The 24,813-nt window shown below is 45.9% G+C and carries 25 protein-coding genes; 23 read left to right on the forward strand and 2 right to left on the reverse strand.

The window, feature by feature from the left end; translation table 11 throughout:
- The first annotated feature begins 6 nt into the window (after positions 1-6).
- The 23 genes from KNO76_RS09595 to KNO76_RS09705 all read left to right on the forward strand — a co-directional run bounded on the left by KNO76_RS09595 (position 7) and on the right by KNO76_RS09705 (position 22,835).
- Entirely contained in the window at positions 7-1,299 is a 1,293-nt protein-coding gene (locus KNO76_RS09595) for an ABC transporter substrate-binding protein (RefSeq protein WP_214885083.1), read from the forward strand.
- 146 nt (positions 1,300-1,445) lie between these two features.
- Complete coding sequence (locus tag KNO76_RS09600; protein ID WP_214885085.1) at positions 1,446-2,630, forward strand: NosD domain-containing protein; 1,185 nt, start codon at positions 1,446-1,448, stop codon at positions 2,628-2,630.
- Positions 2,617-3,174 (forward strand): nitrous oxide reductase accessory protein NosL, encoded by a 558-nt coding sequence (locus KNO76_RS09605; RefSeq protein ID WP_214885091.1) that lies wholly within the window; start codon positions 2,617-2,619, stop codon positions 3,172-3,174. Before KNO76_RS09600 ends, KNO76_RS09605 begins: the two co-directional genes overlap by 14 nt.
- A 3-nt stretch (positions 3,175-3,177) precedes the next feature.
- Entirely contained in the window at positions 3,178-3,969 is a 792-nt protein-coding gene (locus KNO76_RS09610; RefSeq protein WP_214885092.1) for an ABC transporter permease subunit, read from the forward strand.
- A complete protein-coding gene (locus KNO76_RS09615) occupies positions 3,966-4,685 on the forward strand; it encodes an ABC transporter ATP-binding protein (protein WP_214885094.1) in 720 nt (239 codons plus the stop codon). Before KNO76_RS09610 ends, KNO76_RS09615 begins: the two co-directional genes overlap by 4 nt.
- A gap of 63 nt (positions 4,686-4,748) precedes the next feature.
- Positions 4,749-6,209, forward strand: a complete 1,461-nt coding sequence (locus tag KNO76_RS09620) for an MDR family MFS transporter (RefSeq protein WP_026826787.1) — start codon at positions 4,749-4,751, stop codon at positions 6,207-6,209.
- A 37-nt stretch (positions 6,210-6,246) separates the two neighbouring features.
- Positions 6,247-7,335, forward strand: coding sequence for a PQQ-dependent sugar dehydrogenase (locus tag KNO76_RS09625; protein WP_214885096.1), 1,089 nt, complete (start codon positions 6,247-6,249; stop codon positions 7,333-7,335).
- 96 nt (positions 7,336-7,431) lie between these two features.
- Positions 7,432-8,649, forward strand: a complete 1,218-nt coding sequence (locus KNO76_RS09630) for a M48 family metallopeptidase (protein WP_214885099.1) — start codon at positions 7,432-7,434, stop codon at positions 8,647-8,649.
- Positions 8,650-8,748: 99 nt separating this feature from the next.
- A complete protein-coding gene (locus tag KNO76_RS09635) occupies positions 8,749-10,500 on the forward strand; it encodes a sensor histidine kinase (RefSeq protein WP_214885101.1) in 1,752 nt (583 codons plus the stop codon).
- Entirely contained in the window at positions 10,497-11,207 is a 711-nt protein-coding gene (locus tag KNO76_RS09640) for a response regulator transcription factor (protein ID WP_214885103.1), read from the forward strand. The genes KNO76_RS09635 and KNO76_RS09640 overlap by 4 nt, the downstream gene beginning before the upstream one ends.
- A 15-nt stretch (positions 11,208-11,222) precedes the next feature.
- The gene (gene deoD / locus KNO76_RS09645) at positions 11,223-11,936 is read left to right on the forward strand and encodes a purine-nucleoside phosphorylase (RefSeq protein WP_015880817.1); all 714 of its coding nucleotides are present in this window, start codon (positions 11,223-11,225) and stop codon (positions 11,934-11,936) included.
- 121 nt (positions 11,937-12,057) lie between these two features.
- Positions 12,058-13,203 (forward strand): MFS transporter, encoded by a 1,146-nt coding sequence (locus KNO76_RS09650; RefSeq protein ID WP_214885105.1) that lies wholly within the window; start codon positions 12,058-12,060, stop codon positions 13,201-13,203.
- 166 nt (positions 13,204-13,369) lie between these two features.
- A complete protein-coding gene (locus KNO76_RS09655; protein WP_214885113.1) occupies positions 13,370-14,755 on the forward strand; it encodes an aldehyde dehydrogenase in 1,386 nt (461 codons plus the stop codon).
- 149 nt (positions 14,756-14,904) lie between these two features.
- Positions 14,905-15,615: a Crp/Fnr family transcriptional regulator gene (locus tag KNO76_RS09660; protein WP_026826781.1), complete on the forward strand. Its 711-nt coding sequence runs from the start codon at positions 14,905-14,907 to the stop codon at positions 15,613-15,615.
- A 177-nt stretch (positions 15,616-15,792) separates the two neighbouring features.
- Positions 15,793-15,912 carry a cytochrome c oxidase subunit 2A gene (locus KNO76_RS09665; RefSeq protein ID WP_224863290.1) on the forward strand — a complete coding sequence of 40 codons (120 nt, stop codon included), beginning with the start codon at positions 15,793-15,795 and terminating at the stop codon, positions 15,910-15,912.
- A 24-nt stretch (positions 15,913-15,936) separates the two neighbouring features.
- Positions 15,937-16,407 carry a cytochrome c oxidase subunit II gene (locus tag KNO76_RS09670; protein ID WP_026826780.1) on the forward strand — a complete coding sequence of 157 codons (471 nt, stop codon included), beginning with the start codon at positions 15,937-15,939 and terminating at the stop codon, positions 16,405-16,407.
- On the forward strand, positions 16,408-18,093 hold the full coding sequence (locus KNO76_RS09675; protein ID WP_251125182.1) for a b(o/a)3-type cytochrome-c oxidase subunit 1: 1,686 nt from the start codon (positions 16,408-16,410) through the stop codon (positions 18,091-18,093).
- A gap of 51 nt (positions 18,094-18,144) precedes the next feature.
- A complete protein-coding gene (locus tag KNO76_RS09680; RefSeq protein ID WP_214885116.1) occupies positions 18,145-18,735 on the forward strand; it encodes a kinase in 591 nt (196 codons plus the stop codon).
- Positions 18,736-18,874: 139 nt separating this feature from the next.
- Complete coding sequence (locus KNO76_RS09685) at positions 18,875-19,267, forward strand: GntR family transcriptional regulator (RefSeq protein WP_214703921.1); 393 nt, start codon at positions 18,875-18,877, stop codon at positions 19,265-19,267.
- Positions 19,245-19,925, forward strand: coding sequence for an ABC transporter ATP-binding protein (locus KNO76_RS09690; RefSeq protein ID WP_214701112.1), 681 nt, complete (start codon positions 19,245-19,247; stop codon positions 19,923-19,925). The genes KNO76_RS09685 and KNO76_RS09690 overlap by 23 nt, the downstream gene beginning before the upstream one ends.
- Positions 19,922-20,728, forward strand: coding sequence for a hypothetical protein (locus KNO76_RS09695; protein WP_214885118.1), 807 nt, complete (start codon positions 19,922-19,924; stop codon positions 20,726-20,728). Before KNO76_RS09690 ends, KNO76_RS09695 begins: the two co-directional genes overlap by 4 nt.
- A gap of 9 nt (positions 20,729-20,737) precedes the next feature.
- Positions 20,738-21,838 carry a hypothetical protein gene (locus KNO76_RS09700; RefSeq protein ID WP_214885122.1) on the forward strand — a complete coding sequence of 367 codons (1,101 nt, stop codon included), beginning with the start codon at positions 20,738-20,740 and terminating at the stop codon, positions 21,836-21,838.
- A 424-nt stretch (positions 21,839-22,262) separates the two neighbouring features.
- Entirely contained in the window at positions 22,263-22,835 is a 573-nt protein-coding gene (locus tag KNO76_RS09705; protein ID WP_214885124.1) for a hypothetical protein, read from the forward strand.
- Positions 22,836-22,972: 137 nt separating this feature from the next.
- Here KNO76_RS09705 and KNO76_RS09710 read toward each other — a convergent pair whose 3' ends face one another.
- Positions 22,973-23,617 (reverse strand): hypothetical protein, encoded by a 645-nt coding sequence (locus KNO76_RS09710; protein ID WP_026826772.1) that lies wholly within the window; start codon positions 23,615-23,617, stop codon positions 22,973-22,975.
- Entirely contained in the window at positions 23,614-24,780 is a 1,167-nt protein-coding gene (locus tag KNO76_RS09715) for a DEAD/DEAH box helicase (RefSeq protein ID WP_034771232.1), read from the reverse strand. The genes KNO76_RS09710 and KNO76_RS09715 overlap by 4 nt, the downstream gene beginning before the upstream one ends.
- Between the last annotated feature and the right edge of the window lie 33 nt (positions 24,781-24,813).

Here is a 24,813-nt window from a genome sequence, read left to right on the forward strand (position 1 = left end):
AATGAGATGAAGCGGAAGTGGAAATTATCGACAGCGGTTATGACAGCCGGAATGGTTTTATCACTCGCGGCATGTGGTGGAGGATCACTGACGGACGAAGGGTCTTCTGAAGGAAATGCGGACAGCGGAGATATAAAAGAAGTCACGTTGAACGTCTTCCAATTCAAAGCAGAAATCGCCAAAGATCTTGAAGCGATGGCAAAAGAGTATGAAGAAGAAACGGGTGTCAAAGTGACCATTCAAACGGTCGGTGGCGGTGCGGACTATGGTGCGGCCTTAAAATCACAATTTGCTTCAGGAAACGAACCAGACATTTTCAACAACGGTGGATTCACGGAAGCACAAACATGGAAAGACAAACTCGAGGACTTATCGAGTGAGAAATGGGTAGGAGACTTGACCGAAGTCGCCAAAGAACCGATGACGATGGACGGTAAACTGTATGGTATGCCGATGAATCTTGAAGGGTACGGTTTTATTTATAATAAAGAACTGTTTGAAAAAGCAGGCATCGATGAGTTGCCAAAAACGCTTTCTGAATTGACTACTGCAGCTGAAAAATTAGATAAGGCTGGCGTTACACCATTCTCTATCGGTTATGCAGAGTTTTGGATTTTAGGAATTCACTTATTAAATATCCCGATGGCTCAGCAAGATGATCCAGATGCGTTCATTCAAGCGCTTAACGAAAATAAAGCGAAGTTTGAAGACAACGAACAGTTCCAGGAATTCTTGAAGCTGTTTGATTTGACGATTAAATACGGGAATAAAAATCCACTGACGACAGACTATAACACTCAAGTCACACAGTTCGCTCAAGGAGAGACAGCGATGCTCCAACAAGGAAACTGGGCACAACAGATGATCTTTGATGTCAATCCGGATATAGAGATGGGCTTCGTTCCAATCCCGATCAACGACGATGCTGAGAAGATGGACCGACTCCCGGTCGGTGTCCCGAACAACTGGGTCGTCAACAAAAACTCGAAGTATAAAGAAGAAGCAAAAGATTTCTTAGAGTGGATGGCGACGTCTGATACAGGTAAAGACTACATGGTCAACAAGTTCAAATTTATCCCGGCCTTCAAGTCGGTTGAAGCGAATGATCTCGGACCACTTGCAGATGATATCTTAGCCTATTCAAATGAAGGGAAGACAATCTCTTGGAACTGGTTCAAGTATCCGGATGGTGCCGTGAATGAATATGGTGCACTCATGCAGGCGTATGTTGGTGAACAAAAAACAGGTGAAGAAATGCTTCAAGACTTCACTAAAGTTTGGCAAGACAAAGTGAAATAAAGAATACACAGACGGTGAAACGACCCCTTCACCGTTTGTGTTTTTTTTATGAAGAAACTGTCACAGGAACCTCATACAAACCACACACATACCTATGGGGGTTTCAGTAGAATGGATGTTGTAAGCGCTTATGAGAAGGAGGGGGCATGAAACGGTTACTGATATTCATCCTATTTATGTGTTGGATGCCGCATGCGAATGCGGAAGGAGCATCGATTCCGGTGACTGAACCGATTGTTATCGAATCGAATAACAGTTTTGATGGGGCTGGAAAAACGTATACGAGTTGTGGTCATCCCGCTTTTATTATAAAAGGAACGGGTGCAGTGCTTGAACGTGTGTCGATTCAGCAGTGCGAGGGTGATGAGGCACCGGCGATTCACGTATCTGGTCTTGGACATCAGCTACTCGATGTGTCGATTGAGTCTTCAGGTACCGGTCTGTTGATTGAAGATAGTTACGGTGTTCGTGTCATACGAACTGCTGTATATGGGAACGGCCAGGCGGATGGAGTCGCACTTCTAAATAGCGAAGCGGCAGAATTAAAAGGAGTCGTTGTCAAAGGTGTGCGAGATGGGATTTATATAGAAAACGGGTCCCAGCACACGATTGTTCGACCGGTTATTTCCCATTCTCGATATGGCATTCATTTGATGTTTCCGACCGACCTTGTGATTTCGGTACCGGAACTACATCATAACTTGACAGGTGCGATGATTATGGGAACGAATCGGGTCGTTTTCAAAAATGGGAATGTGCACGACCAATTCGGCGGAACGGCGACGGGATTGATGTTATATGAGGCCGTCGACACAACAATTGAGATGACGAATATTTACGGAAATCATATCGGTTTATATGCGGAGCAGTCAGAAGGAACGATTCTTGAACGGAATGCGATCAATGGAAACGATATTGGATTTCAATTGAAACAAGCAACAGGGATGATGATTCTTCAAAATAATCTACTAGGGAATCGTGAATCGGTGACAATGGTCGAGTCATATGAAAATATTGTGCAAGGTAATGTTTGGGGTGGTACGACACTTGACCTAGACCGTGACGGTTATAGTGAGATTCCATTTCGTACCGATCCGTATTTATTTTTATTAACGGATTCATATGAGGCATTTGAATTATTGTACGGGTCACCGGGTCTTCTTCTACTAGAAAACATACTGAGAAGCCCGGAAGACTTATCTTTGACAGATATTACGCCACAAACCTATTCCGCGACGTGGCAATGGAACGGCTCGATTTGGAGCTTAGGGAGTATCATTTTATGCATCATGATTTGGATAATTGGGAGGAAAAGACATGAAATCGTATAAACAAGTAGCAGGATTATTATCAGTAGCTGGGCTATCTTTAGCACTCGGTGCATGTTCAAGTGCATCGGCAGAACCGTTTGATATCAAATGGGGCGAAACCGAATGTGAAGTATGTAAAATGAAAATTATGGATGAGCAGTTTGCAGCGGAAGCAATCATGGAAAATGAAAAAGGATATGCATTTGATGACATCGGTTGTCTCATGCGAGATTGGTATCCTGAACAAAAAGAAGAAGACATCGCTGCAATGTATGTGAAGGACTTCAATACGAAAGATTGGGTCGAATTAGATGAAGCGATGTTTGTTTACGACAAAGAGTCAAAAACACCGATGGCTTATAATATTCTCTCGTTCGCGAAAGAGGCAGACGCTGAAGCCTATATGGAAGAGAATGGCGGCGAAATGATGGACTTTGATCAATTAAAAGATCATACGTGGGAACGCGGCGAGATGAAGATGATGATGGACGGCGAAGGTTCGATGGACCATAATCATGAGGGGGATACGGAAATGGACATGGAAATGGAAGAAGAAGGGCAGTAAACGATGTCGTTATGGAGAATGGAATGGGCACGCACCCTACGGCAACGAGAAAATTACGTTTTCTTATTCACATGGGTTCTCACGCTCGTTCTACTAGGGGGGCTTGGACAAGCATTACCGGTTGCTGCGAACTATACGAATATAAGCGCAACGCTCATCACGGTGCTCGGTTTGTTGCTCCCTCTTTTTATTTTATTGACGACGGCACTCCATTGGGGGCAAGAGCGGGAGTCGAAGCGACTGAACTTGCTGTCAACGTTCACCTATCCGAAGTGGAAGCTGATTTTCGTTCGGTTCAGCACTTTTTTGGTCACGCAAGTACTCATTCTATTATTGGCATTCCTCATTGCCTCGCTAGTGGTCGGGCAATCGATTCAGACATGGATGATTCTGCTTTCCTATGCGATTGGATTGACGATCTATGCTACAGCGCTCGGTACGTTACTTGGGTTAGTGGGACGTACGCGGATTCGGGCGATATTGCTTGCTTTTTTAACGTGGGTCCTCCTCATATTACTTTGGCCGACAATTCTCGTGACAATCATTTCCTGGCTCCCTTACGGCATGCAAGTGAACGGGATGATCGTTATGTTGTTTATGAATGGATTTGATTTGATGCGAATTTGGGCCAGTACAGTGGCGTCATCATCAGACGTTTTTGGAGATGTCTATCTTGATCTATTGAGTTGGATGAATCGACCGATTGGGTATGCAGTGGTTTGGGCGACCTTACTTACGATGAGTGGCTTCTTACTATGGCTTGCTTCGATATTGGTTTGGAGGAAAACGTCATGATTAACTGTGTAGACGTAGGCAAAAAGTATGGTAATACATGGTCGCTCCATCCTATTCGTGAAGAAATTAATCCGGGGCGAATTGTTGCATTATGCGGGAGCAACGGAGCTGGGAAATCGACGCTTTTGAATCTAATGAACGGTACGATTGAACCGAGCACCGGGGTCATTCAATTGAACGGCTATACAATCAAACAACGGACGAAATATAATCAAAACTTTGGATACATGCCGGACGATTTCTCATTTGACGGCGCATGGACAGTTGAAGAGACGTTTGCTTATTATTCTTTTTTGCAAGGGGCACGCCCGATTCCTAAAATTCTTGAGCGGGTCGGATTGTATGAACATAAGCAAAAGCGCGTCGCCGAACTCTCGAAAGGGATGCGCCAACGGCTCCTGCTGTCTCAAGCACTTGTGAGCGAACCGGATATTCTTTTACTAGATGAGCCGACGAATGGCCTAGACCCCATTTGGATGCATACACTCGGAGACATATTACGACAGGAAGCCGAGCGAGGGGCGACCATCGTGTTTTCAACGCATCAGTTGGACGTTGCTGCTATGTTGTCAGACGAAGTCTGGATGATGCGAGCAGGTTCTGTTTGTGGGAAGGTATATGTTCAAGAAGAACAGGCCGCATACGAACGACTGAGAGAATTCTTTTTCGAATCGAAAGATGACACTTGTCAAATAGACGTGGCTCGCACAAAATAATAGACAGTTGAAGTGGTGCTCGGAACCTTCCGACGCCACTATTTTTTTGGGGAGATGGAATGGATGAGAAAAAATGTGACGGTTGCTCTTTTGTTGGCAACCTTTTTAGCGGCAATTGAAGGAACGGTCGTATCAGTTGCGACACCGGTTATCGCTAGCGAATTGAACGGAGCGACGCTCGTCAGTTGGGTGTTTGCCGCCTTTTTACTATTTACAGCGGTATCGACACCGATTTATGGGAAAGTAGCAGATTTGTTCGGGCGTAAACGTGTCTTGTTGTTTGGAATCGGATTATTTACACTATCCTCATTATTGTGTGGACTGGCGACATCGATGGAACAATTGATCGTCTTTCGAGCACTGCAAGGTTTGGGGGCTGGTGCGGTACTCCCGATTTCGATGACGATTATCGGTGATTTATATAAATATGAAGAGCGTGGAAAGATTCAAGGGATTTTAAGCGCGGTTTGGGGGGTATCGGGTGTACTCGGTCCCGTTATCGGCGGATTTTTAGTTGAAACGTTATCGTGGCGTTACGTATTCTTATTGAACGTGCCGTTTGCCTTACTCTCATTCATCATGATTATCATCTTTTATAAAGAGAACGTCACCGAGACGAGTGAACGAATCGATTTGAAAGGGGCCCTTTTGTTTGCTAGTGGAACAACCGCATTTTTATATGCCCTCATCACGTTCAGTGAAACGAATGAATGGACGACGACGATCGTCGGAAGTGGAATGTTAAGTATCGTTTTGTTAGGTAGTTTCTTTTTATCGGAACGAAAAGCAAAATCTCCCTTGTTGCCGCTTGACTTGTTAAAGCAGCCAACGATTGCCGCAATCAACGGTTCGGTCTTCTTTGCAGCCTGGGTACTCGTCTCCATGTCAGCCTATATTCCAATCTGGGCACAAGCTGTTTTGGGCAAGACGGCGACAGAGGCCGGATTTATGCTGATGCCATTATCTGTTGCGTGGACATTCACGTCGATTATCGGTGGACGGACACTCGGTGTGGCTTCTCCGAGACGGCGTGCCATGATTGGAATGGGGTTACTCGTCATCGGGACACTCACGTTAACGCTATTGTCACAGTCTAGTTCGGACGTGTGGGTATATAGTGCAGTGGCGTTGATTGGTGTCGGATTTGGATTGTCCCAGCCGATGTTTATCGTCGTCCTGCAAACCGTCGTCTCGTATCAACAACGCGGAACGGCGACTGCGACCAATTCATTTTTAAGTACAGTCGGTCAAACGCTCGGTGTCGCTGTGTTTGGGGCGGTTTTCAATTTTGTCGTTCTTAACGACTTTAAAGAAAGCAGCTCGTTATCCAAAGTGTCTTTGGAAGATTTCTTTAATCAACGTGTGACGGAGACGCTAAGCGCATCTGTCCGTCTGCAAGGTGAACAAATCATCGCGACCGGATTGAACAGTATATTTATCGGGGCGATGGTCGCCGCAATCATCGCGTTTATCATTGCGTCCCGATTACCAACGCACCGACCTGAACCTTCACAACATTCTTAAAACAAGGGTATGATGAAGGAAAGGGAGGCGAACCGACATGAAACGTCAAATCGGGGTTGTGACACTATTATTTCTTATAGGATGTACGCCAGAATCGACAAATGAGGGCTCGGAACAACCGCCTACAGAAGAATCGGTAGAGACTACGGATGAATCGAGCATCGCTGAAGAGTCGGACCTTAACATTGGAGAAGTGACACCAATCGTTGAAAACTTGGACATCCCTTGGTCAATCGCTCGTACACCGGACGGATGGTTCGTATCGGAACGTGGCGGAACGATCACCGTGATCGATGATTCGGGTCGCGCGACGCAATCTGCAGTGAACTTGAAGGAAGACGTATTTGAGATTGGTGAAGGGGGACTCCTTGGCATCGCGTTAAGTGACGATTTTGAATCGAGCGGAATCCTTTACGCGTATCACACATACGGCTCGTCAGGAAGAGACGTGCAGAATCGTGTAGTGGAATTGACGTGGGACGGGGAACGTTTCGAAGAGACAGACGTCGTGCTTGACGAGAGTCCAGGGGCACGCTTCCACAATGGAGGGCGTCTGCTAATCGATGGTGAGTATCTTTGGGTGACGACGGGCGATGCTCTCGTGCCAGAACTTGCTCAAGACGAGTCATCTTTGGCAGGGAAGATTTTACGAATTCCATTATCGGGTGAAGGCGAACCGACCGACTGGATCTATTCGCTTGGTCATCGTAATCCACAAGGGCTGAGTCGGATTGACGACGTTCTCTATGCGAGCGAGCATGGAGCGAGTGGACATGACGAGGTCAACGTGATTGAAAAAGGGAACAATTATGGCTGGTCCATCATTGAAGGAAACGAGCAACAAGAAGGTCTTGTCACGCCATGGTTTGAAGTCGGTGAGACGTCTTGGGCGCCGTCTGGTATTGCGACAGATGAACGATATGTATATATGGCGACACTTCGGAACGAGCGTCTCGTCGCCATCGATCGAGAGACGAAACAAGTGACGACGATTGTCGAAGGGGTAGGGCGGATTCGCGATGTATGGTTAGACGACGATACGTTGTATTTTATTTCGAACAATACGGACGGACGCGGCAATCCACAATCGCAAGACGACAAACTTTATCAAGTGACCATTCGATAGAAACTGACGAATCCGTTAGTTTCTATTTTTTCATTGTCTCTTCTGGAATGAAAGGTATAATTAAACATGTATTTTGGGAAAAGAAGGAGAAATTAGATGAAACATTCAAACTTGGTACATAAACGAGAAAACTTATACTTCTCATTATTAGTCGCAGCAAGCGTACTCGTCTTGATTTTAGGAATCGTACTGACGATTGCATCATTCGGTCTTTTCTTGTGGATCATCGGGACAATCGTAGTACTTTCGCTCTTTACGCACTGGGTTCAGATCGGGTATATTCGGACGAACGGTGTCAAAGTGACGGCACGGCAGTTCACAGAACTTCATGAACTGGTTCAACGCGTCGGGGCTGAGATGGGTATTCGTTTGTTGCCAGATGTGTATATCTTACAGGCCGGTGGCGTGTTAAATGCTTTCGCCACACGATTCTTCCAAAAGAATATGGTCATTTTATATTCTGACGTCGTGGAATTGACACGTACTGGACAGACGAAAGAAGTCGAATTCGTCATCGCGCACGAGTTGGCACACATTCGCCGAAACCATGTCCAAAAACAATGGGTGGTCTTACTCGGTAGTATCATTCCGTTCTTAGGTTCGGCATACTCACGCGCATGTGAATACACGTGTGACCGGATGGCAGCTCATTATCTTCAAGATTTTGGAGCGGCGAAACGAGCGTTGACAGTACTCGCAATCGGGGGACCGCTCGCTAAAGAAGTGAATGAGTTTGACTATCTATACGAAGCAAGTCGAGAAAATGGGTTCATTGCGAAGTATAGTGAATTGTTGTCGACACATCCAACGTTACCGAAACGCATCGCAGCGATTGCGACACATGCCGGTGAAGAAAACGTACCGATGTTCAAGACGGCGGGATATGTGAAGGCGTCTATCATTACAGCGATTCTCTTAACTGTCATTGGAAATGGGGCAATCATTGCGTTCCTCGTCATGAATGATGATTTATCTGACATTGTCGCATCGGCTATGAGTGAGGATATTGAAAATGACTGGGCGACGGAACAGGAAGAACCAATTCAAGAATTGACGTATGCCAATGCCAGTTATGAGGATATTGAAGCTGAACTCGCGAACGGGGGTGACGTGAACATCCAAGACGAATATGGAGACACGCCGCTCCATAACCTGTTCTACAACGATGACGTTGATCCAGAAACGGTCCGACTTTTGCTTGAAAATGGTGCAGATGTCACGATTGAAAACGAAGACGGCATGAAACCGATTGACGTGGCAAAAGACCGGGGACATGGTCCTCGAATCATTGAATTGATGGAATCGCATCAATAAAGAATTGATCCTTGTTTCGAAAGAGACAAGGGTCTTTTTTATGATTATTGCAAACGTTTGCATAGCGCGTGATATACTGATGAGGTAGGAGGGATATCGGTGAGTAGTATTCGTACAAAGTTAACGGGAATGATTGCGTTGACCATCATCGTACCGGTCATCGTGGCGACCATCATTTCATTTTGGTATGTAGAGGACCGAGAGCGTGAACGTGGTCTCGAGATGACTGAATGGTCGCTTGAGCGGGGGACGCGTCAGATGGAACGATACATCTCTGAATTGAGTAGGCTGCCGACAAGTTTATATGCAGATCGTGATGTATTAGACATATTAGAATATGGACCAGGTCTATCACTCAGGCAAACAGAGATTGAAGTGAGGCGGGCACTTCTTGCGATGTATCTTTCGCGGGAAGATGTGGCCCAAATTCAGTTGTTAATGCTTGAAGACATGGACTCATTTGCAGCCTATAAAATGAAGGTATCGCCACGTTCGAAAAAAGAACCGAGCGCTGTCCAACAACAACTATTGGACAATTCGAAAAGTCGTGTATTGCTAGAAGCTTCACATCCGCTGATTCCCTATCATGACTTTGGACCGATCATGACACAAGAAGACGTCGTCACCCTCCATTTCAGACTCGATAAAATTGAGACGGATGAGCCACTCGCCATTCTGTCGCTTGATATCCCAGAAGACTCGTTTATCGGACAGTTGGCTTCTCTTCAAAACAGTCCGGATGAAAGTTTATGGTTCGTCGGTGAGGACAGTCGCGTGTTTGCCCATCTTGGAGATGGAGAGATTCCATCTTCGTTTCAACCGACATCGGTGTCGAACGATGGGAAACATCACCAAATCACAAAAACGTTTGAGTTCGACCATCAGCAATTCTACGTAGGCAAATCGATTCCGGATCAGCTGTTGACGGAACCAGCTTCACGAACGTCATTCATTATCTTACTTGTCGGAATCATCTCGCTCATCTTGGCTTTGATTGGAGCGACATATGCCTCGATGAAACTGACGACTCCAATCAAGACGTTGACCTCGAACATTTGGCGAATTGAGCAGGGGGATATGACCGTATCGTTCGATTCCCTCGGAAATGATGAATTCGGTGTCCTCGGTAGACAGTTCAAACGGATGATTGAACGAATCGATGATTTGATTCAACGGGAGTATAAGCTTGCCCTAGAGAATCGAACGAATGAACTACGTGCCTTACAGGCGCAAACCAATCCGCATTTCTTATTCAATGCGTTACAGTCCATCGGAACGTTAGCTTTAAAAGGGGATGGCAAGACCGTCTATCGATTGATCACACAACTCTCTTCGATGATGCGATATACGATGCATTCAGAGGAATCGATGGTTTCTCTAAAGAGAGAAATCGAGCATTTGAACTCATACATTCGACTGCAAGACGTACGCTTTCCGAATCAGTTTCAAGTGACAGTCGACGTCTCAGAAGAACTACATGAACTCATTGTCCCCAAAATGATTTTACAGCCATTGGCGGAGAACTTCTTCAAACATGGGTTCGAGCGGGACGGGTCTGCTTTAGCGAATCGATTTGACGTGATGATTTGGATGGAAGGCGCGACACTCGTGATTCGCTGTGAGAACAGTGGACGTTCGTTGACGACCGAGGAATGGGAACGGGTCATGTCACGAATCGAACAAGATGATTCGACATTTTATGACACAGAAGGAACAGGATTACGAAACATTCGCGATCGACTCATGTTAAACTATAATCGGGAGGCAGAATTTATGTTGGCTACACCTGAAACAGGCGGTTTTCGAATTATGATGCGTTTCCCCGCTTCTTCTGAGGGGGTGGCGTTATGACGAAAGTGTTGATTGTAGATGATGAATCTCCGGTAAGGGAAGCGGTGAAATTACTCGGTGAATGGGAACGATTTGGTGTGACGAAAGTACTCGAGGCAACGGACGGGCGTGAAGCACAGACGCTCATCGAGCAAGAGCGTCCTGCCCTTATTTTATCGGATATTCAAATGCCTCATTGTGACGGCATCGAGTTGATGGAGTGGGTACACGACCACGCTTCATTTTCTAAGCTTGTCATGTTGACAGGATACGATGAATATTCATACATGCGACGGGCCATCCAATATGGTAGCTTTGACTATTTGTTGAAACCGATTGATCCTGAAGTATTGAATGATACATTGGCACGCGCGTTAGCGGACGTGGTGACTGAATCGAGTGAAGACCCGATTGCCCAAATCGGAACGTTCATTGAACAGCATTTTTCGGAAGAAGTGAGTTTACAAGGTATGAGTGAACGATTTTACTTAAGTCGAGAGTATATCTCGAGACGTTTTAAACAGCAATATGGCGTGAACTTGTCTGAATATGTGTTGACGATTCGGATGAATGAAGCGAAGCGCCTGTTAGAATCGAGTAGACAACGTATTTATGAAGTCGCCCAAGCAGTCGGTTTTTCGGATGATAAGTATTTCCGGAAGGTCTTTAAAAAACAAGTCGGTGTTACTCCGAACGAATTTCGGGAACAGGTTCAACGACAAGCTTAAAGGAGGAATTCAAACATGAGTGTACACATTGGAGCTCAAGAAGGACAAATTGCAGAAACGGTACTACTTCCAGGGGATCCGCTTCGCGCCAAGTATATTGCGGAAACGTTTTTAGAAGACGTCGAATTATATAACGAAGTTCGTGGCATGTACGGTTTTACGGGAACTTACAAAGGGAAGCGTATCTCGGTTCAAGGTACAGGGATGGGTGTGCCTTCGATGTCGATTTACGTGAACGAACTCATCATGTCGTACGGTGCTAAAAACTTGATTCGTGTCGGAACAGCGGGCGGAATTCAAGAAGACGTTAAAGTGCGTGATGTTGTCATTGCGATGAGCGCATCAAGTGAGATGGGTCAAAACCGTGTCCGCTTCAACGGAATGGACTATGCGCCGACAGCGACGTTCGACCTCCTACACCGCGCATATATGAATGCAGAGAAGGCGGGCATCCCGGTCAAAGTCGGACAAATCTTCACAGCTGACCAATTCTACCAAGACGATTTCCATCACTTCAAGAAATGGGCAGACTTCGGTTGCCTCGCCATCGAAATGGAGGCAGCGGGTCTTTACACACTTGCAGCGAAACACAAAGTGAACGCGTTGACGATCCTCACGATCTCTGACCACTTGTTGACGGGTGAAGAGACGACATCAGAAGAGCGTCAGTCGACGTTCGATGAAATGATTCGTGTTGCTCTCGACACAGCCGTCGAAGTGACAAACTAAGCGACTTTCCCTATAGCCAATGGCTGTAGGGATTTTTTGTGTCCAAACCCACTCATCCCTATGAAACGTACGGAGCTCCAGCTAGACTAAGGGTAAGATCACGAGAAAGAGGAATTGTCTGATGAAAACTCCATCGCGTTTTATATTATATGCAATTGTATTTTTTGCTTTTTTTGATTTGTTCGCCCAACTTCCGATTATGAGTACATTTGCGGTATCCGTTGGGGCATCTTCGTTTATCGCTGGTTTTTCTATTGCTATTTATTCGTTGACGAACACGTTTGGAAATATATTATCTGGTATATGGACTGACAGGAATGGTCCATATCGCGTTTTAGTTCTCGGTTTATTTTTGACGAGCTTCAGTTTATTGACTTATCAGTTCGTCGACTCAGCATCCATGTTGCTGTTTGTAAGGTTTGTTCACGGCTTTATGGCCGGGCTCATCGTCCCGGCAGCGTTTACGCTGTCTGCGAACGTCACCGCGACGAATCGTCAAGGGAAGAAAGTCGCAATCACCGGTAGTTTTGTTGGTCTAGCGGCCATCGTCGGTCCAGCCTTTAGTGGGATTGTTGCAAGTATGACGTCACCCCCGACCGTTTTTCTATTCGTCTCTTTATTCGGTTGGATAATTCTGTTCTTGACGGTCATCACGATGCGTCGCGGTCAAATGATAGATGTGAAGACAAAAACAGATGACGAACCGGTGAAAGCTGATTCTAGAGTGATTCGGGCCTATTGGGGGGCTTTCTTCCTCATGTTTTCACAAGGGGCGCTCGCTTTTTTATTGCCGCTCCATGTGCAAGCGCTCGGATACGATTCGCGATTGAGTGGGACGTTACTCAGTATGTTCGGTGTGGTCGCCGTCCTATTCTTTTTATTACCAACGAACCGACTGTTCGATTGCTTTTCCCCGACTAAATTGAGCGCACTCGGGGTGGCCATCATCGGGACGAGTCAGCTGCTCATTGGACAAGCAAGTGTACAATCTGGCCTTTACGGGGTACTTGCCTTATATGGAGTCGGATTTGCGATCTTATTTCCGGCAATCAACACATTGTTGATTCAATCAACATCCCCACAAAATCGGGGAAAAGCGTACGGGGCATTTTATGCATTTTTCTCTCTCGGAACGGTGGCGGGATCGTCGTTTTTAAGTGCGCTTTCTCTTTCGGTCATCCAGCAGTTTACGCTGACCGGAGTAATTTTATGGGGAGCGAGTCTTCTCTTTATGATGAGTTCTCTAAAAAGAGGGCGAATATTTTGACACGATGACTTTAATTCATTAATCTATACATATGATTAAATGTTTAAACCTTTAAACGTTTGTAGGAGATTGAAAGATGCTCGATGGATGAAAGCGATCTCTTAGATTCACTCTTCATTGGATGATAAGATGAAATAAATGTGATAAATCGTAAGGAGGAAAGTTTATGCTGGCACCGATTGAACAGTTGACGATTGATGAGCTTGTCCAGAAACAACGCCGCTTCTTTAAAACTCAGGCGACGAAATCAATGGCATTCCGTTTGAGCATGCTGACGTTTTTAAAGGAATCGATCAAGCACTATGAACCGGACTTGTTAGAAGCTCTGCGCGAAGACTTGAACAAATCAGAGATGGATGCGTATACGACAGAAATCGGATTTATTTACGATGAGATTTCACGAACGAAACGAGAATTAAAACGGTGGATGCGTCCGAAACGTGTCCGTGGAACAGCCATCCATCTTGGGATGAAGAGCGAGATACGTTATGAGCCGTACGGTACGGTATTAATTATCGCTCCTTGGAATTATCCCTTCCAATTGGCCGTTGCTCCACTCATCGGCGCAATCGCCGCAGGGAACACCGCCGTTGTCAAACCTTCAGAGTTGACGCCTAACGTCGCTCGTGTCTTGACACAGGTGTTAGAGCGCGCTTTTACCGATCGCTATGTAGCAAGTGTCGAAGGTGATAAGGACACGGCTCAAGAATTATTGGATCAAAAATGGGATTACATTTTCTTCACAGGTTCTACGCAAGTTGGTCGGATCGTCAATAAATCAGCAGCGGAACATCTGACACCGGTCACACTAGAACTCGGTGGGAAATCACCTGTTATCGTTCATGGAGATGCGAACGTCTCGATTGCAGCGAAACGTGTCGCATGGGGGAAATGGATGAATGCCGGTCAAACATGTGTCGCACCAGACTATGTGCTCGTGCATGACTCACAACAGGAAGCTTTCTTAGAAGCCGTTAAACAAGAAGCGTTTGCGATGTTCGGGAATGGTGTCGGGACAAAACGATACACGCGCATCGTCAATGAATCACACTTCGACCGTTTGGCTCACTATTTGACAGAAGGTGACCTTGTGTTCGGTGGAGAGATGAACCGGGATGAGCTTAAAATTGCGCCGACCGTCATGACGAATCTTCATGAAGATGCTGATGTGATGAAAGATGAGATTTTCGGTCCGATTTTACCAGTCATTCCATATCGTCAATTAGATGAAGTGATCGAGTTCATTTCTAACCGACCGCATCCTCTTGCTCTCTATCTCTTTACGGAATCGAAAGACGTGGAAAAAACAGTTATGAAACATCTTTCCTTTGGCGGAGGGTGCGTGAACGATGTCATCATGCACTTGACGAATCCGAACCTTCCGTTTGGCGGAGTCGGCGAGAGCGGGATGGGGGCTTATCACGGTCGAACGAGTTTTGAAACGTTCAGTCACGCCAAATCGATTTTAAAGAATACGACAAAATTCGATTTACCGGTCCGGTATCCGAACTTCAAACCGGCAGAAAAATTGATTCGGTTGATTCAGCGTTGAACAAGCAGAGAGATTCGGGAGAATAGCCGAATCTCTTTTTTAAAGATTGTTTGAAATGTCACATACTTTTACGATTCTTCCTGTCACACTCTTGTATAATAAAGTCATAAATGGAACGGACGAATGAAATGTGGAGGGAGCAACGACTTATGTCAATGCAATGTGGAACGACTCAGCCGAACAGTTTTGTATTTTCAGATGAAACGAAACAACTGTTACTTGAAATGATGACGATTCAGCATCATCCAAAAGCAAGTATCGTGTGTTGGGAAGGTGAGAAGTGTGATAAGTTCTTTTACTTAAAGAGTGGTTCTGTTAAATTTACGAAAATCACGAAAAAAGGAAATCCACTCGTCATGTTCATGTATGGACCAGATGATTTCTTCGGTGAGTTCGATATCGTGGAAACTTTCCCGAGTTCATACAGTATCGAGACGACAGAAGAAAGTACAATTGGAACGATTTCGAAACGTGAGCTAGAATCACTGATGCAACGCGATATTCGGTTTGCTGGAGAAATTTTACGCTGGACATCGATGATGCGGAAGCACTCGGAAATGAAAGTCCGCGACTTATTATTGTACGGAAAGCCAGGGGCGCTGGGCTCGACATTACTGCGGATGGCGGCCATGCATGGTGTAGAGGAAGAAGATACCATTGTGATTCCTCGTCATCCGTCCGATGGAGAACTGGGGCAATTGATTGGAGCTCCGCGCGAGACGGTGAACCGTTTGATCAGCCAGTGGCGAAAAGACGGAGTCATCAGTACAACAGCAAAATCGATCGTTATTCACGATGTTGATTTTTTGAAAGAGCTTTGTCACTGCGAGGGTTGTCCTGCTGGAATATGTCGTTTGTAAACCACCTCATGTGTAGGTGGTTTTTTTGTGGACTCCTTTTTAAAAATGTGAATTTTGTGTGTTGAAACTACGCAAAATTGATGTGATTGTCACTTTTGAAGTGATAAATGTCACATATTATCACCTGAGCGATTGCGTACAATAAAGGTGGAAAAACAAGCGAAAGGGGTTTTACACGTGGAACATAAAGATGGGCAAGAACCAAATCTTAAAGGAACGTTTACATCGGTCATGATTGTCGCAGGTGTCATCATCGCCATGTGGTCTTCGGTCTTTTACTTATTTGTTACTCGATAAACATACAGGGAGAAGGGTCTCGTCATGCATATTCATAAATTAGAAAAATATTGGCTTACGTTTGGTATTATCTTACTTGCAGTTTTCTTGACTGTTCTAGGGGTATCTGCCTTCGCAGCGGGAAATCAACCTGCATCGGATGCGGATTTGATCGACCCGGCAAAAGTGAATCAGACGGCTCCGTTTGATCAACCGGGACTTCATCAAATTGGCGAGAATGAATACGAGCTCGTCATGATTGCACAAGCATTTACCTTTACACCAGGGAATGTCGAAATTCCAAAAGGTGCAAAAGTGACGTTCCTCGTGACGTCACCGGACGTCGTTCACGGATTTCAGTTGACAGGTACACCGGTCAATATGATGGTCGTCCCTGGACATATCAACTCATTGACGTACACGTTTGAGGAAGCTGGAGAATTTTTGATTCTTTGTAACGAATATTGTGGAACAGGACATCACATGATGTCGACTAAAATCAAGGTGGTGGAGTAAATGAACGATGTATCATCTAAACTGAAGCAATGGGAGATGGAGCGTGGAGTTCCGGTTCCGAGTATTGGAGCGAAAGAAGCGCGTCTTGCTTACGGTCACGTTCTTGTATCGATTCTCGCTGTCTTGATTGGTGCGTTGGCTGGTTTGATGCAGACGTTAATTCGGACCGGTGTCATTCCTGAAATTTTTGGATATTATCAGTTACTAACAGCTCACGGAATCATGCTCGGTATCGTCTTCACAACGATGTTCATCATCGGTCTATTATATGCGCTACTTGCGAAGTCATTCGGTCGCTTTGAATCGTTCCCGACCCGTGTCGCTTGGCTCGGTTTTTGGACGATGATTATCGGTGCTGTCATGATCACTGTGATGATTCTTGCTAATAAAGGGACTGTACTTTATACATTTTATGCACCGCTCATGGCAGATCCGCTCTTCTATGTCGGACTCGTCCTGTTCGTAGTCGGAACGTGGTTCTCCTCGTTCGCGATGTTCCGGATGTATGCAGATTACAAACGTGATAACCCAGGGGTTCATCCACCACTCCCGGCTTACATGAGTATTATGACGATGCTACTTTGGGTCATCGCGACACTCGGTGTCGCAGCGACGATTTTATTCCAACTCCTCCCGCTTTCACTCGGGTGGAAAGATACAGTCGGTATTGAATTATCCCGTACATTATTCTGGTACTTCGGGCACCCGCTCGTGTATTTCTGGCTCATGCCGGCATATATTGTGTGGTATACGGTCGTACCGAAAGTAATCGGCGGAAAAATCTTCTCTGATGCGTTGGCGCGAATGGCATTCTTGTTATTCTTACTCTTCTCATTCCCGGTCGGATTCCACCATCAATTGACAGAGCCAGGGATTGAGCCGTTCTGGAAGTTCGTTCAAGTTATCTTGACGTTCTTAGTTGTCATTCCTTCGTTTATGACGGCATTCTCGCTCTTTGCGACGTTCGAACTTCGTGGACGTGCGCTTGGTGCAAAAGGGTTGTTCGGCTGGGTGAAGAAAATGCCATATGGCGATGTTCGTTTCCTTGCACCATTCGTCGGGATGTTGTTCTTCATTCCTGCCGGCGCAGGTGGGATCATCAACGCTTCGCACCAATTGAACGCGATGGTCCACAATACACTTTGGGTCACAGGACACTTCCACATCACCGTCGGAACGGCTGTTGCCTTGACGTTCTTCGGGACGGCCTATTGGCTCGTACCAGTCCTTCGTGGTCGCACGTTGACGAAGGCGATGAACAAACTTGGTTTGATTCAAGCAGGAACGTGGGCGTTCGGTATGTCTATCATGTCGTATGCGATGCATATTTCAGGATTAAACGGGAACCCACGTCGTACGGGTCCGGCAACTTATTTCTCGGATGCGTTGACACGTGAATGGATCCCATATCACGTCATGATGGCAATCGGGGGAACAATTTTGTTCATCTCTGTTCTCATCTTCGTCTACTCGATGTTCAACTTGTCATTCCTCGCACCGAAAGGCGAAGAAGAATTCCCGCTCGCTGAGACAGAGGAAGCAGCGATGGATACACCACGTTATTTCGAGAATTGGAAACTATGGATCACCGTGACATTCGTCTTGATCGCATTTGCATACACCGTTCCAATCTGGCACTTGATTGAGAGTGCGCCTCCTGGAGCGCGTGGTTGGGTACTCTGGTAAACTAAAGTCAGCTCATACGTGAGCTGACTTTTTTGTGTGGGGAGGAACGGTATGAACACATTAGAAGTCATCCATGCAGCACGTTCGATGCACTTAGGGAATCGACCGTTTGTCGTAGCGATTGATGGACTGAGCGGAGCGGGCAAAACGACGCGCGTTTCACATTTGAGCAATGATCCGAGTGTTTATGTTCTTCACATCGATGACTATATCGTCGAACGTGCAAAGCGCTATGAGACCGGACAGTCTGAACCGACCGAGTATTATGCTCTACAATGGGACGTATCGCGTCTTGAGTGTGAACTGTTTCGTCCATTAAGGAATGGGATTACCGAACTAAAATTACCTCGTTACGTGTATGAACGAGATGTCATCGCAGAAGAGAAGATTGATGTGTCATCTGCTCATACAGTCGTCATAGAGGGGATTTTTTTGCAGCGACCGGAATGGCGTCCTTATTTCGATTATGTGATTTATCTCGACTGCCCACGCGAGGTTCGTTATGAGCGAGTATTGAACCGTGATACATACCTCGGCGATCCGGCGAAAAGACTTGCGAAATATAAGCGCCGGTACTGGCCCGGGGAAGATCTGTATCTTCAACAAATCGATCCGAAAAGAGGGGCGGATATCGTGTTCTGACTGAACATTTCAACATCTGACGCACGTGTCAGATGTTTTTTATTTGGAGAAAAATTGAAAAAAAGATTGACGCAGAAGTGTATTACACTAATAATACAGTTAGAAAGTGTATTAACCATGTCATACACTTAGAAAGGTGATGAACATGCAATTCAATACGAGGGCACCGGTTTATCTACAGGTCGTCGACTACTTCAAGAAGAAGATGGCACTCGGTGAACTAAAGGCCGGGAATGAGATGCCATCCCGGCGAGAACTAGCGAACGATTTAAAAATTAATCCGAACACGGTTCAAAAAGCGTTTAAGGAAATGGAGGACCAACAATTGATTACGACCGAACGAAATCGACCGAGTCGCGTGACGACAGATGACGCCATCTTGAAACACATTCGTTCTGAGATTGTAGATGACGCGGTCGCTGTATTTGTGGAATCGATTCAAGAGCTTGACGTCTCGGTAGACGAACTTGTCGAGAAAATCAAACGACAGTACAAGGAGGGAATATACGATGATCGAAGTGTTGGGAGTTAAGAAGCGCTATCGCAAAAAACAAGTCATTGAAGACGTTTCGTTCACAGCGAATAAAGGGGAAATCACATGTCTCATCGGACTGAACGGAACAGGGAAATCGACGTTATTGAAAGGCATCATGGGATTGACACCTTTTGATAAAGGTTCGGTATTGATTGATGGAAAACCGATCGATTTGAACCGTGTCGCTTTCGTCGCCGACCATGCGATGTTCCCGATTCACTTTACAATCGAGCAATGTGAGGCGTTTATGAAAGACTTTTATCCGACATTTGATTCGGCATTATTTGCTCGTCTCGTCGAAGACTTTAAATTGTTCCCGGAGGATAAGTTAAGCGAGTTATCGAAAGGGACGCTCGCCAAAGCGAACCTTGCACTCGGCATTGCCCAAGACCCGGATTATTTATTACTCGATGAACCGTTCTCAGGAATCGATGTCTTTTCGAAAGAACAGATTGTTGAACTGTTTTCGAGTGAGGTCATGGAGAACCGGGGCGTGCTCATTACGACACACGAGATTGAAGATATCGAGTACTTGATCGACAAGGCGGTCATGTTGAATAACGGACGCATCGTCCGTGAGTTTGATGTCGAAGATGTCCGTTTCATTCATGGTAAGTCCATCGTCGATGTGATGAGAGAGGAGTACGGGGCATGAATCTATTGAAACTATTGAGTTGGGAAGTCGAGCGTGTCACGAAACCGTTCTTGATGTTAGTCACCGGTCTCCTCGTCGTCCAGTTTGGATATCTCGGCTACTTTTTATGGGGCGAGACACAATTGTACGAGCAGTTACGTCGTGCAGGGAATGCAGACTATCAATTGATGTTTGTCAGTTACTTGAACGGAACTCCATATCTTTTATCCCTCGGGATTGCCGTTGCTGCCGTGTTACTGTACAGCGTATGGATTTGGTATCGCGATTTTCAAGGACGAGGGACGTTCATGATGCGACTCCTCACGATGCCACAAAAACGAATGACCATTTTTTTCGCCAAACTCGCTACCATATTAATGATGACGTTCGGGTTGTTCGCTGTCGAATGGATTGCCCTTAAGTTGCAATACATAGCGTTTACAAGTTGGTTCGAAGATAAGATGATTCCGATGCAAGGGTCATTTGAACAAGCACTATCGTACCAGGCAATACTGTCTATGATGTATCCTTCTTCACTCGTTAATTTTGTCATTCATCAATTGATGATCACGATCGCTGTGCTCTTCATCTTCGCATTTGTGTTGATTGAACGAAGTTTCTGGCAACGGACGTTGTGGTCACCGGTACTTAGCTTATCGATTCTAGTTGTCATCTTAACTATTCCGATTTTAGGCTACGCGTTTTTGGATAATTACCTGATTTATGATGAGACGATTGTATATGTCGGTGTGGTGTTGATAGCATGGGCAGGTGTGACGATTTGGTTAGGCGGACGATCTTTACAGACGAAACTGAATGTTTGAGGTGAGAAAATGAAACGAATGTGGAATGTGGCCGCTCTTGGTGCGGTCATCGTGATTGGACTTGGGACGTTTGCTGTTGATGCGACGGAAACGAAAGCAGAATGGGCGTTAGACATCAATTCGAATCCATCTGTTTGGACAGACGCAGTGGTTGAGATCAGTTATAGCATAGAGGACAGTGTAGAAGAGCGGTTTGAAGTGACGACTGATGAGAGTCGCATCACGTCAAATTTGAATTATATTGCTGAGGCGCTACGATATCATGAACGTTTAAATGAGGGAGAACGCCCGGTTCATCGACAAATGAACGGAATGACATATGCCCAATCGATTCAAACAGAAGAGGGATATATCGGGGTCGGTCAGGATGGAATGAAAGAGCTCATCGTATTTGAACAAGTAGAAGGAAAAGAGCTATCGACTTATACGTTCGATGCCGAGGAACGTCAAATTTATGAGATCATGACAGGGTGGTGGGCAGGTATCTTTATTAAGGACGGCCAGTTAAATTTGATCTATCGGGACGGATATGGCGAGGTAACAAAAACGATGCTCGCCACGTTCAACCAGACGATGAATGATGTGACCGTCAAAGAATTGAGTATGGACAAAGGATTTATCACCGGTGTCATGCATACGAATCGATTTTATGCTACTGATGTAGATACTCGGCTGACAGAAACACGATACGTTCCAGTCAGTGTTAGTTCTCACGAAGTCATCCGAGAAGGGGAAGAGGACATCCATGTTGAGGACGCGATGCCAGGACTATTCGCTTACGATACAAAAATGGGGAAAGTTGTTCAATTGGTTGAAGGCCAAGGCTTTTGGGATCATACAGTGTCAGGCCACAACCTGATCGCATTAAATGAAGGCGGCGAGGAAGTCGTCATCGACTTGAACACCGGGAAACAAACGACTCGGATAGTTCTCGACTCGGTGGATCATGCCTCTTACGTAAATGGTCGCCTGTACCAAACGCGCCAAGCGAAGGACGGTGTCGTTATCGATGTATACGAGGATGGGAGACAAATCTCAAGCGCGGCAATCACGCCTGAAAATGAAGAAGCGCGTGACATGCTCAAACAGATTGACGTATATGTCAGATAAAAATATGCAAAGATGGGGTCCATCCGAAGCGTGAGTCAGCGTCATTACTAGTGATGACCGCTACGATAACGTTTCTTCACTGCTATAACGGGGAGGATGCCTCATCAACATTCTAGCGGACAAGTTTGTCCGCTTTTTTATTTTTTACATTTCTAAATATAGACATATGTCTTACTCCTTAGAACATCTTTTCCGGGCTTACATTCCAAATTTTAGTATGTTAATTTTGCGAGTGAATGGGAGGTCATATATATGAAAAATTCGACTAAAGAGTGGATTTACATCCTACTCCTCGCAGCCATTACCGTTATACACTTTTTTGTGGATGGATTGTCTGAGAATAGTAAAGCGGTTATAACCATTGCGATTTTTCTGATCGCTGCAGTGCTTAAATTTGGAGTGAAAACGAAGGAGGAGAGATAAATTGTCCATAAAATCAAAAATTGTATCAGTTATGATGGCAATGGTACTTGTTTTGTCTGCCTCACTCATACCAGTAGGTTCAGCTAACGCTGCTGATGGTTTGAATGAGCAGGATTTACAGTTAATTGAGATCCTAACTGCAATCGAGAATATGCCGGATGAAGTGATTATGCAAGGCGAGGAAGCCATTAAAACATACCTTGAGAATGAAGTGAGTTTCCCGCTCGGTTTAGAAGAGGGACAAGGTTTATCGGATGTTCGAATGGCTAGTATAGGTTCAATTGCAGGTTGTGTAGGGGCCGTCGGAACTGCAATCGTCGTCAATTTTACTCCAGCTAAAATCCTCAAAATTAAGTCTGCCTTGAAATCTGTCGGTGGCGCCACTAAGTTTGTTAAAGCAATCAAACCATACTATAAGATGTCACGAGAGGATAAATTAAGTAAGACAGCGTCACTTAAACAAGCTGTCCGACTCGCCGCTAAAGATGCAGGACCAGATGCGCGCGAAGCCTTGCTAGATTTCTTCGGTGTTTCATCTGTGATTGGATCATGTTCAGCAGCCTTTGGGAAATAAAACAGACCCCGATTGATTTCGGAGTCTCATAAAATCTGAGCGGGTCTTGGCATACCCGCTCTTTGTATTAGTGTTGGAATACTGAACTTGCACCCATAAGTATAGTGAGGCGATGATTGCATACAAATCTGGCCCCTTTATTTAGTCGGTTTCGGGATGATGACGCCTTCTTCTAAATCAAGTAACAAGTCGATCAGTTCCGCACAGAACTCTGGGAACTGCTCCAAAAAGGCACCGGGACCGACTTCATCCGTAAAGTCGATATATAGATCGACAACATTACCAGACATTTTCGCGGGTAAGGCGAGGAACGCCGAACCGAAGCGCCAGCTGCCTCGGATATCGAGTAACTTCCCGAGGACGAGGTCGCCGGTCTCACGTTCTTCCGGTAACTGAACAGCATATGTCTCTTTTGACTCCCAGTCTTTTAACTGACCGTCTTCGGTCACTTCAAAAATGCTGCAACGCGGGACAGCAAGTCCACGGAGTGCGTGATAGAGGGCAGGTGACATGTCGCCCTTATGGTCAGTCAAATAGCGACCGTGGGGCGTCATACCGTCCTCGTCCGTCTCAAAGAAGACGGCCCAGTCGATGAAGAGGTCACGGAAGAGCTCAGCGTCTTTTAAATGCCAAGTCCCTTCCGACGCGATCTCTTGAATATAGTTCGTCCACTGTGTGCTTCGCGCAAGAGCCGCTTGCTCATATAACTTTTTCAGTTCGGCAAGCAATTCGGACTCTTCGACGAGCAAAGGGAAGGGAATTACTTTCCGGTCTTTTTTCATCGGCGCGGTCCTCGCTTGTTCTCAGGACGTTTGACGACAGGAGGCTTCTCCTCAATCCGTTTCTCAATCACGTCGCCACGATAAATCTCAAGTTCTTTTAACTCGACACCGAGCTGACGTGCGAATGATTTCAAGTGTGGGAGATCGTCTGTCGTCACAAGGGAAAGGACGGTTCCGGCTGCGCTACCGCGAGCGGTACGGCCTGAACGGTGAATGAAGTCGTCGATTGATTCCGGTAAGTCGAAATGGACGACATGTGTCACATCCTCAATATCGAGGCCGCGTGCCGCGAGGCCGGTCGTGATGAGGAGCGGGTATTCCCCTTTACGGAATTCACGGAGCGTCTCGACGCGTTCACGTTTTCCTTTCAAGCTGTCGAGCATCCGATAGTTCACTTTCAACTTCTCTAATTCTCCTCGAAGAGGTGGCAAGAACGAACGGTTGTTGATGAAGGCGAGTGCCTTCACGCCATCGACGTGTGAAAGACGACGAAGGAGTTCCGGTTTGTAGCGACGCGTCGTCAACAGATAGCCGTATGTCACTTGATCGCTGACAGCACGTTCGATTTTGATATGAGCCGGCTCGTTCATGAATGGTGATGACCACTCTTTGAGTGAATCGGTGAGTGTTGCCGAGACGAGTGCAAGCTGACGCTCATGCGCAGTATGCTTGATGATTCGTTCTGCGGCCTCTGTCAAACCGCTGTCGATGATTTGGTCGGCTTCATCTAAAATAACGGTATGTGTCTCGTGAAGCTTCAGTTTTTTCTTGTCAATCAACTCGACGAGACGACCCGGTGTCCCGACAATCAAATGCGGCTTTTTCTTGATCCGGTCGATTTGGCGTTTCAATTCGACACCGCCGATGAATGAACCGATGCGGACGTCGCCTTTTTCAGTGAAGCGCTGTGCGACTTGTTGAATCTGCATGACAAGTTCACGAGTCGGGGCGACGATGACGACTTGGATACGATCGTTCGACGGATCAATCTTTTCAATCGCGGGAAGTAAATAGGCGAGCGTCTTACCCGTTCCCGTCGGTGCTTCGATTGTCACGTCTTTTCCATCTAATAGTAGGGGAAACGCTTCTTTTTGGACCGGCATCGGCTCGTTAAAGCCCATCCGTTCCCACGTTTCGTTAATAAAAGGTTTTGTAAAATTCATAATCGGTCTCCTTATCTTTAGGCAAAAACAAAG

It is taken from the genome of Exiguobacterium sp. s101 (genome assembly GCF_018617835.1).
Lineage (GTDB): Bacteria > Bacillota > Bacilli > Exiguobacteriales > Exiguobacteriaceae > Exiguobacterium > Exiguobacterium marinum.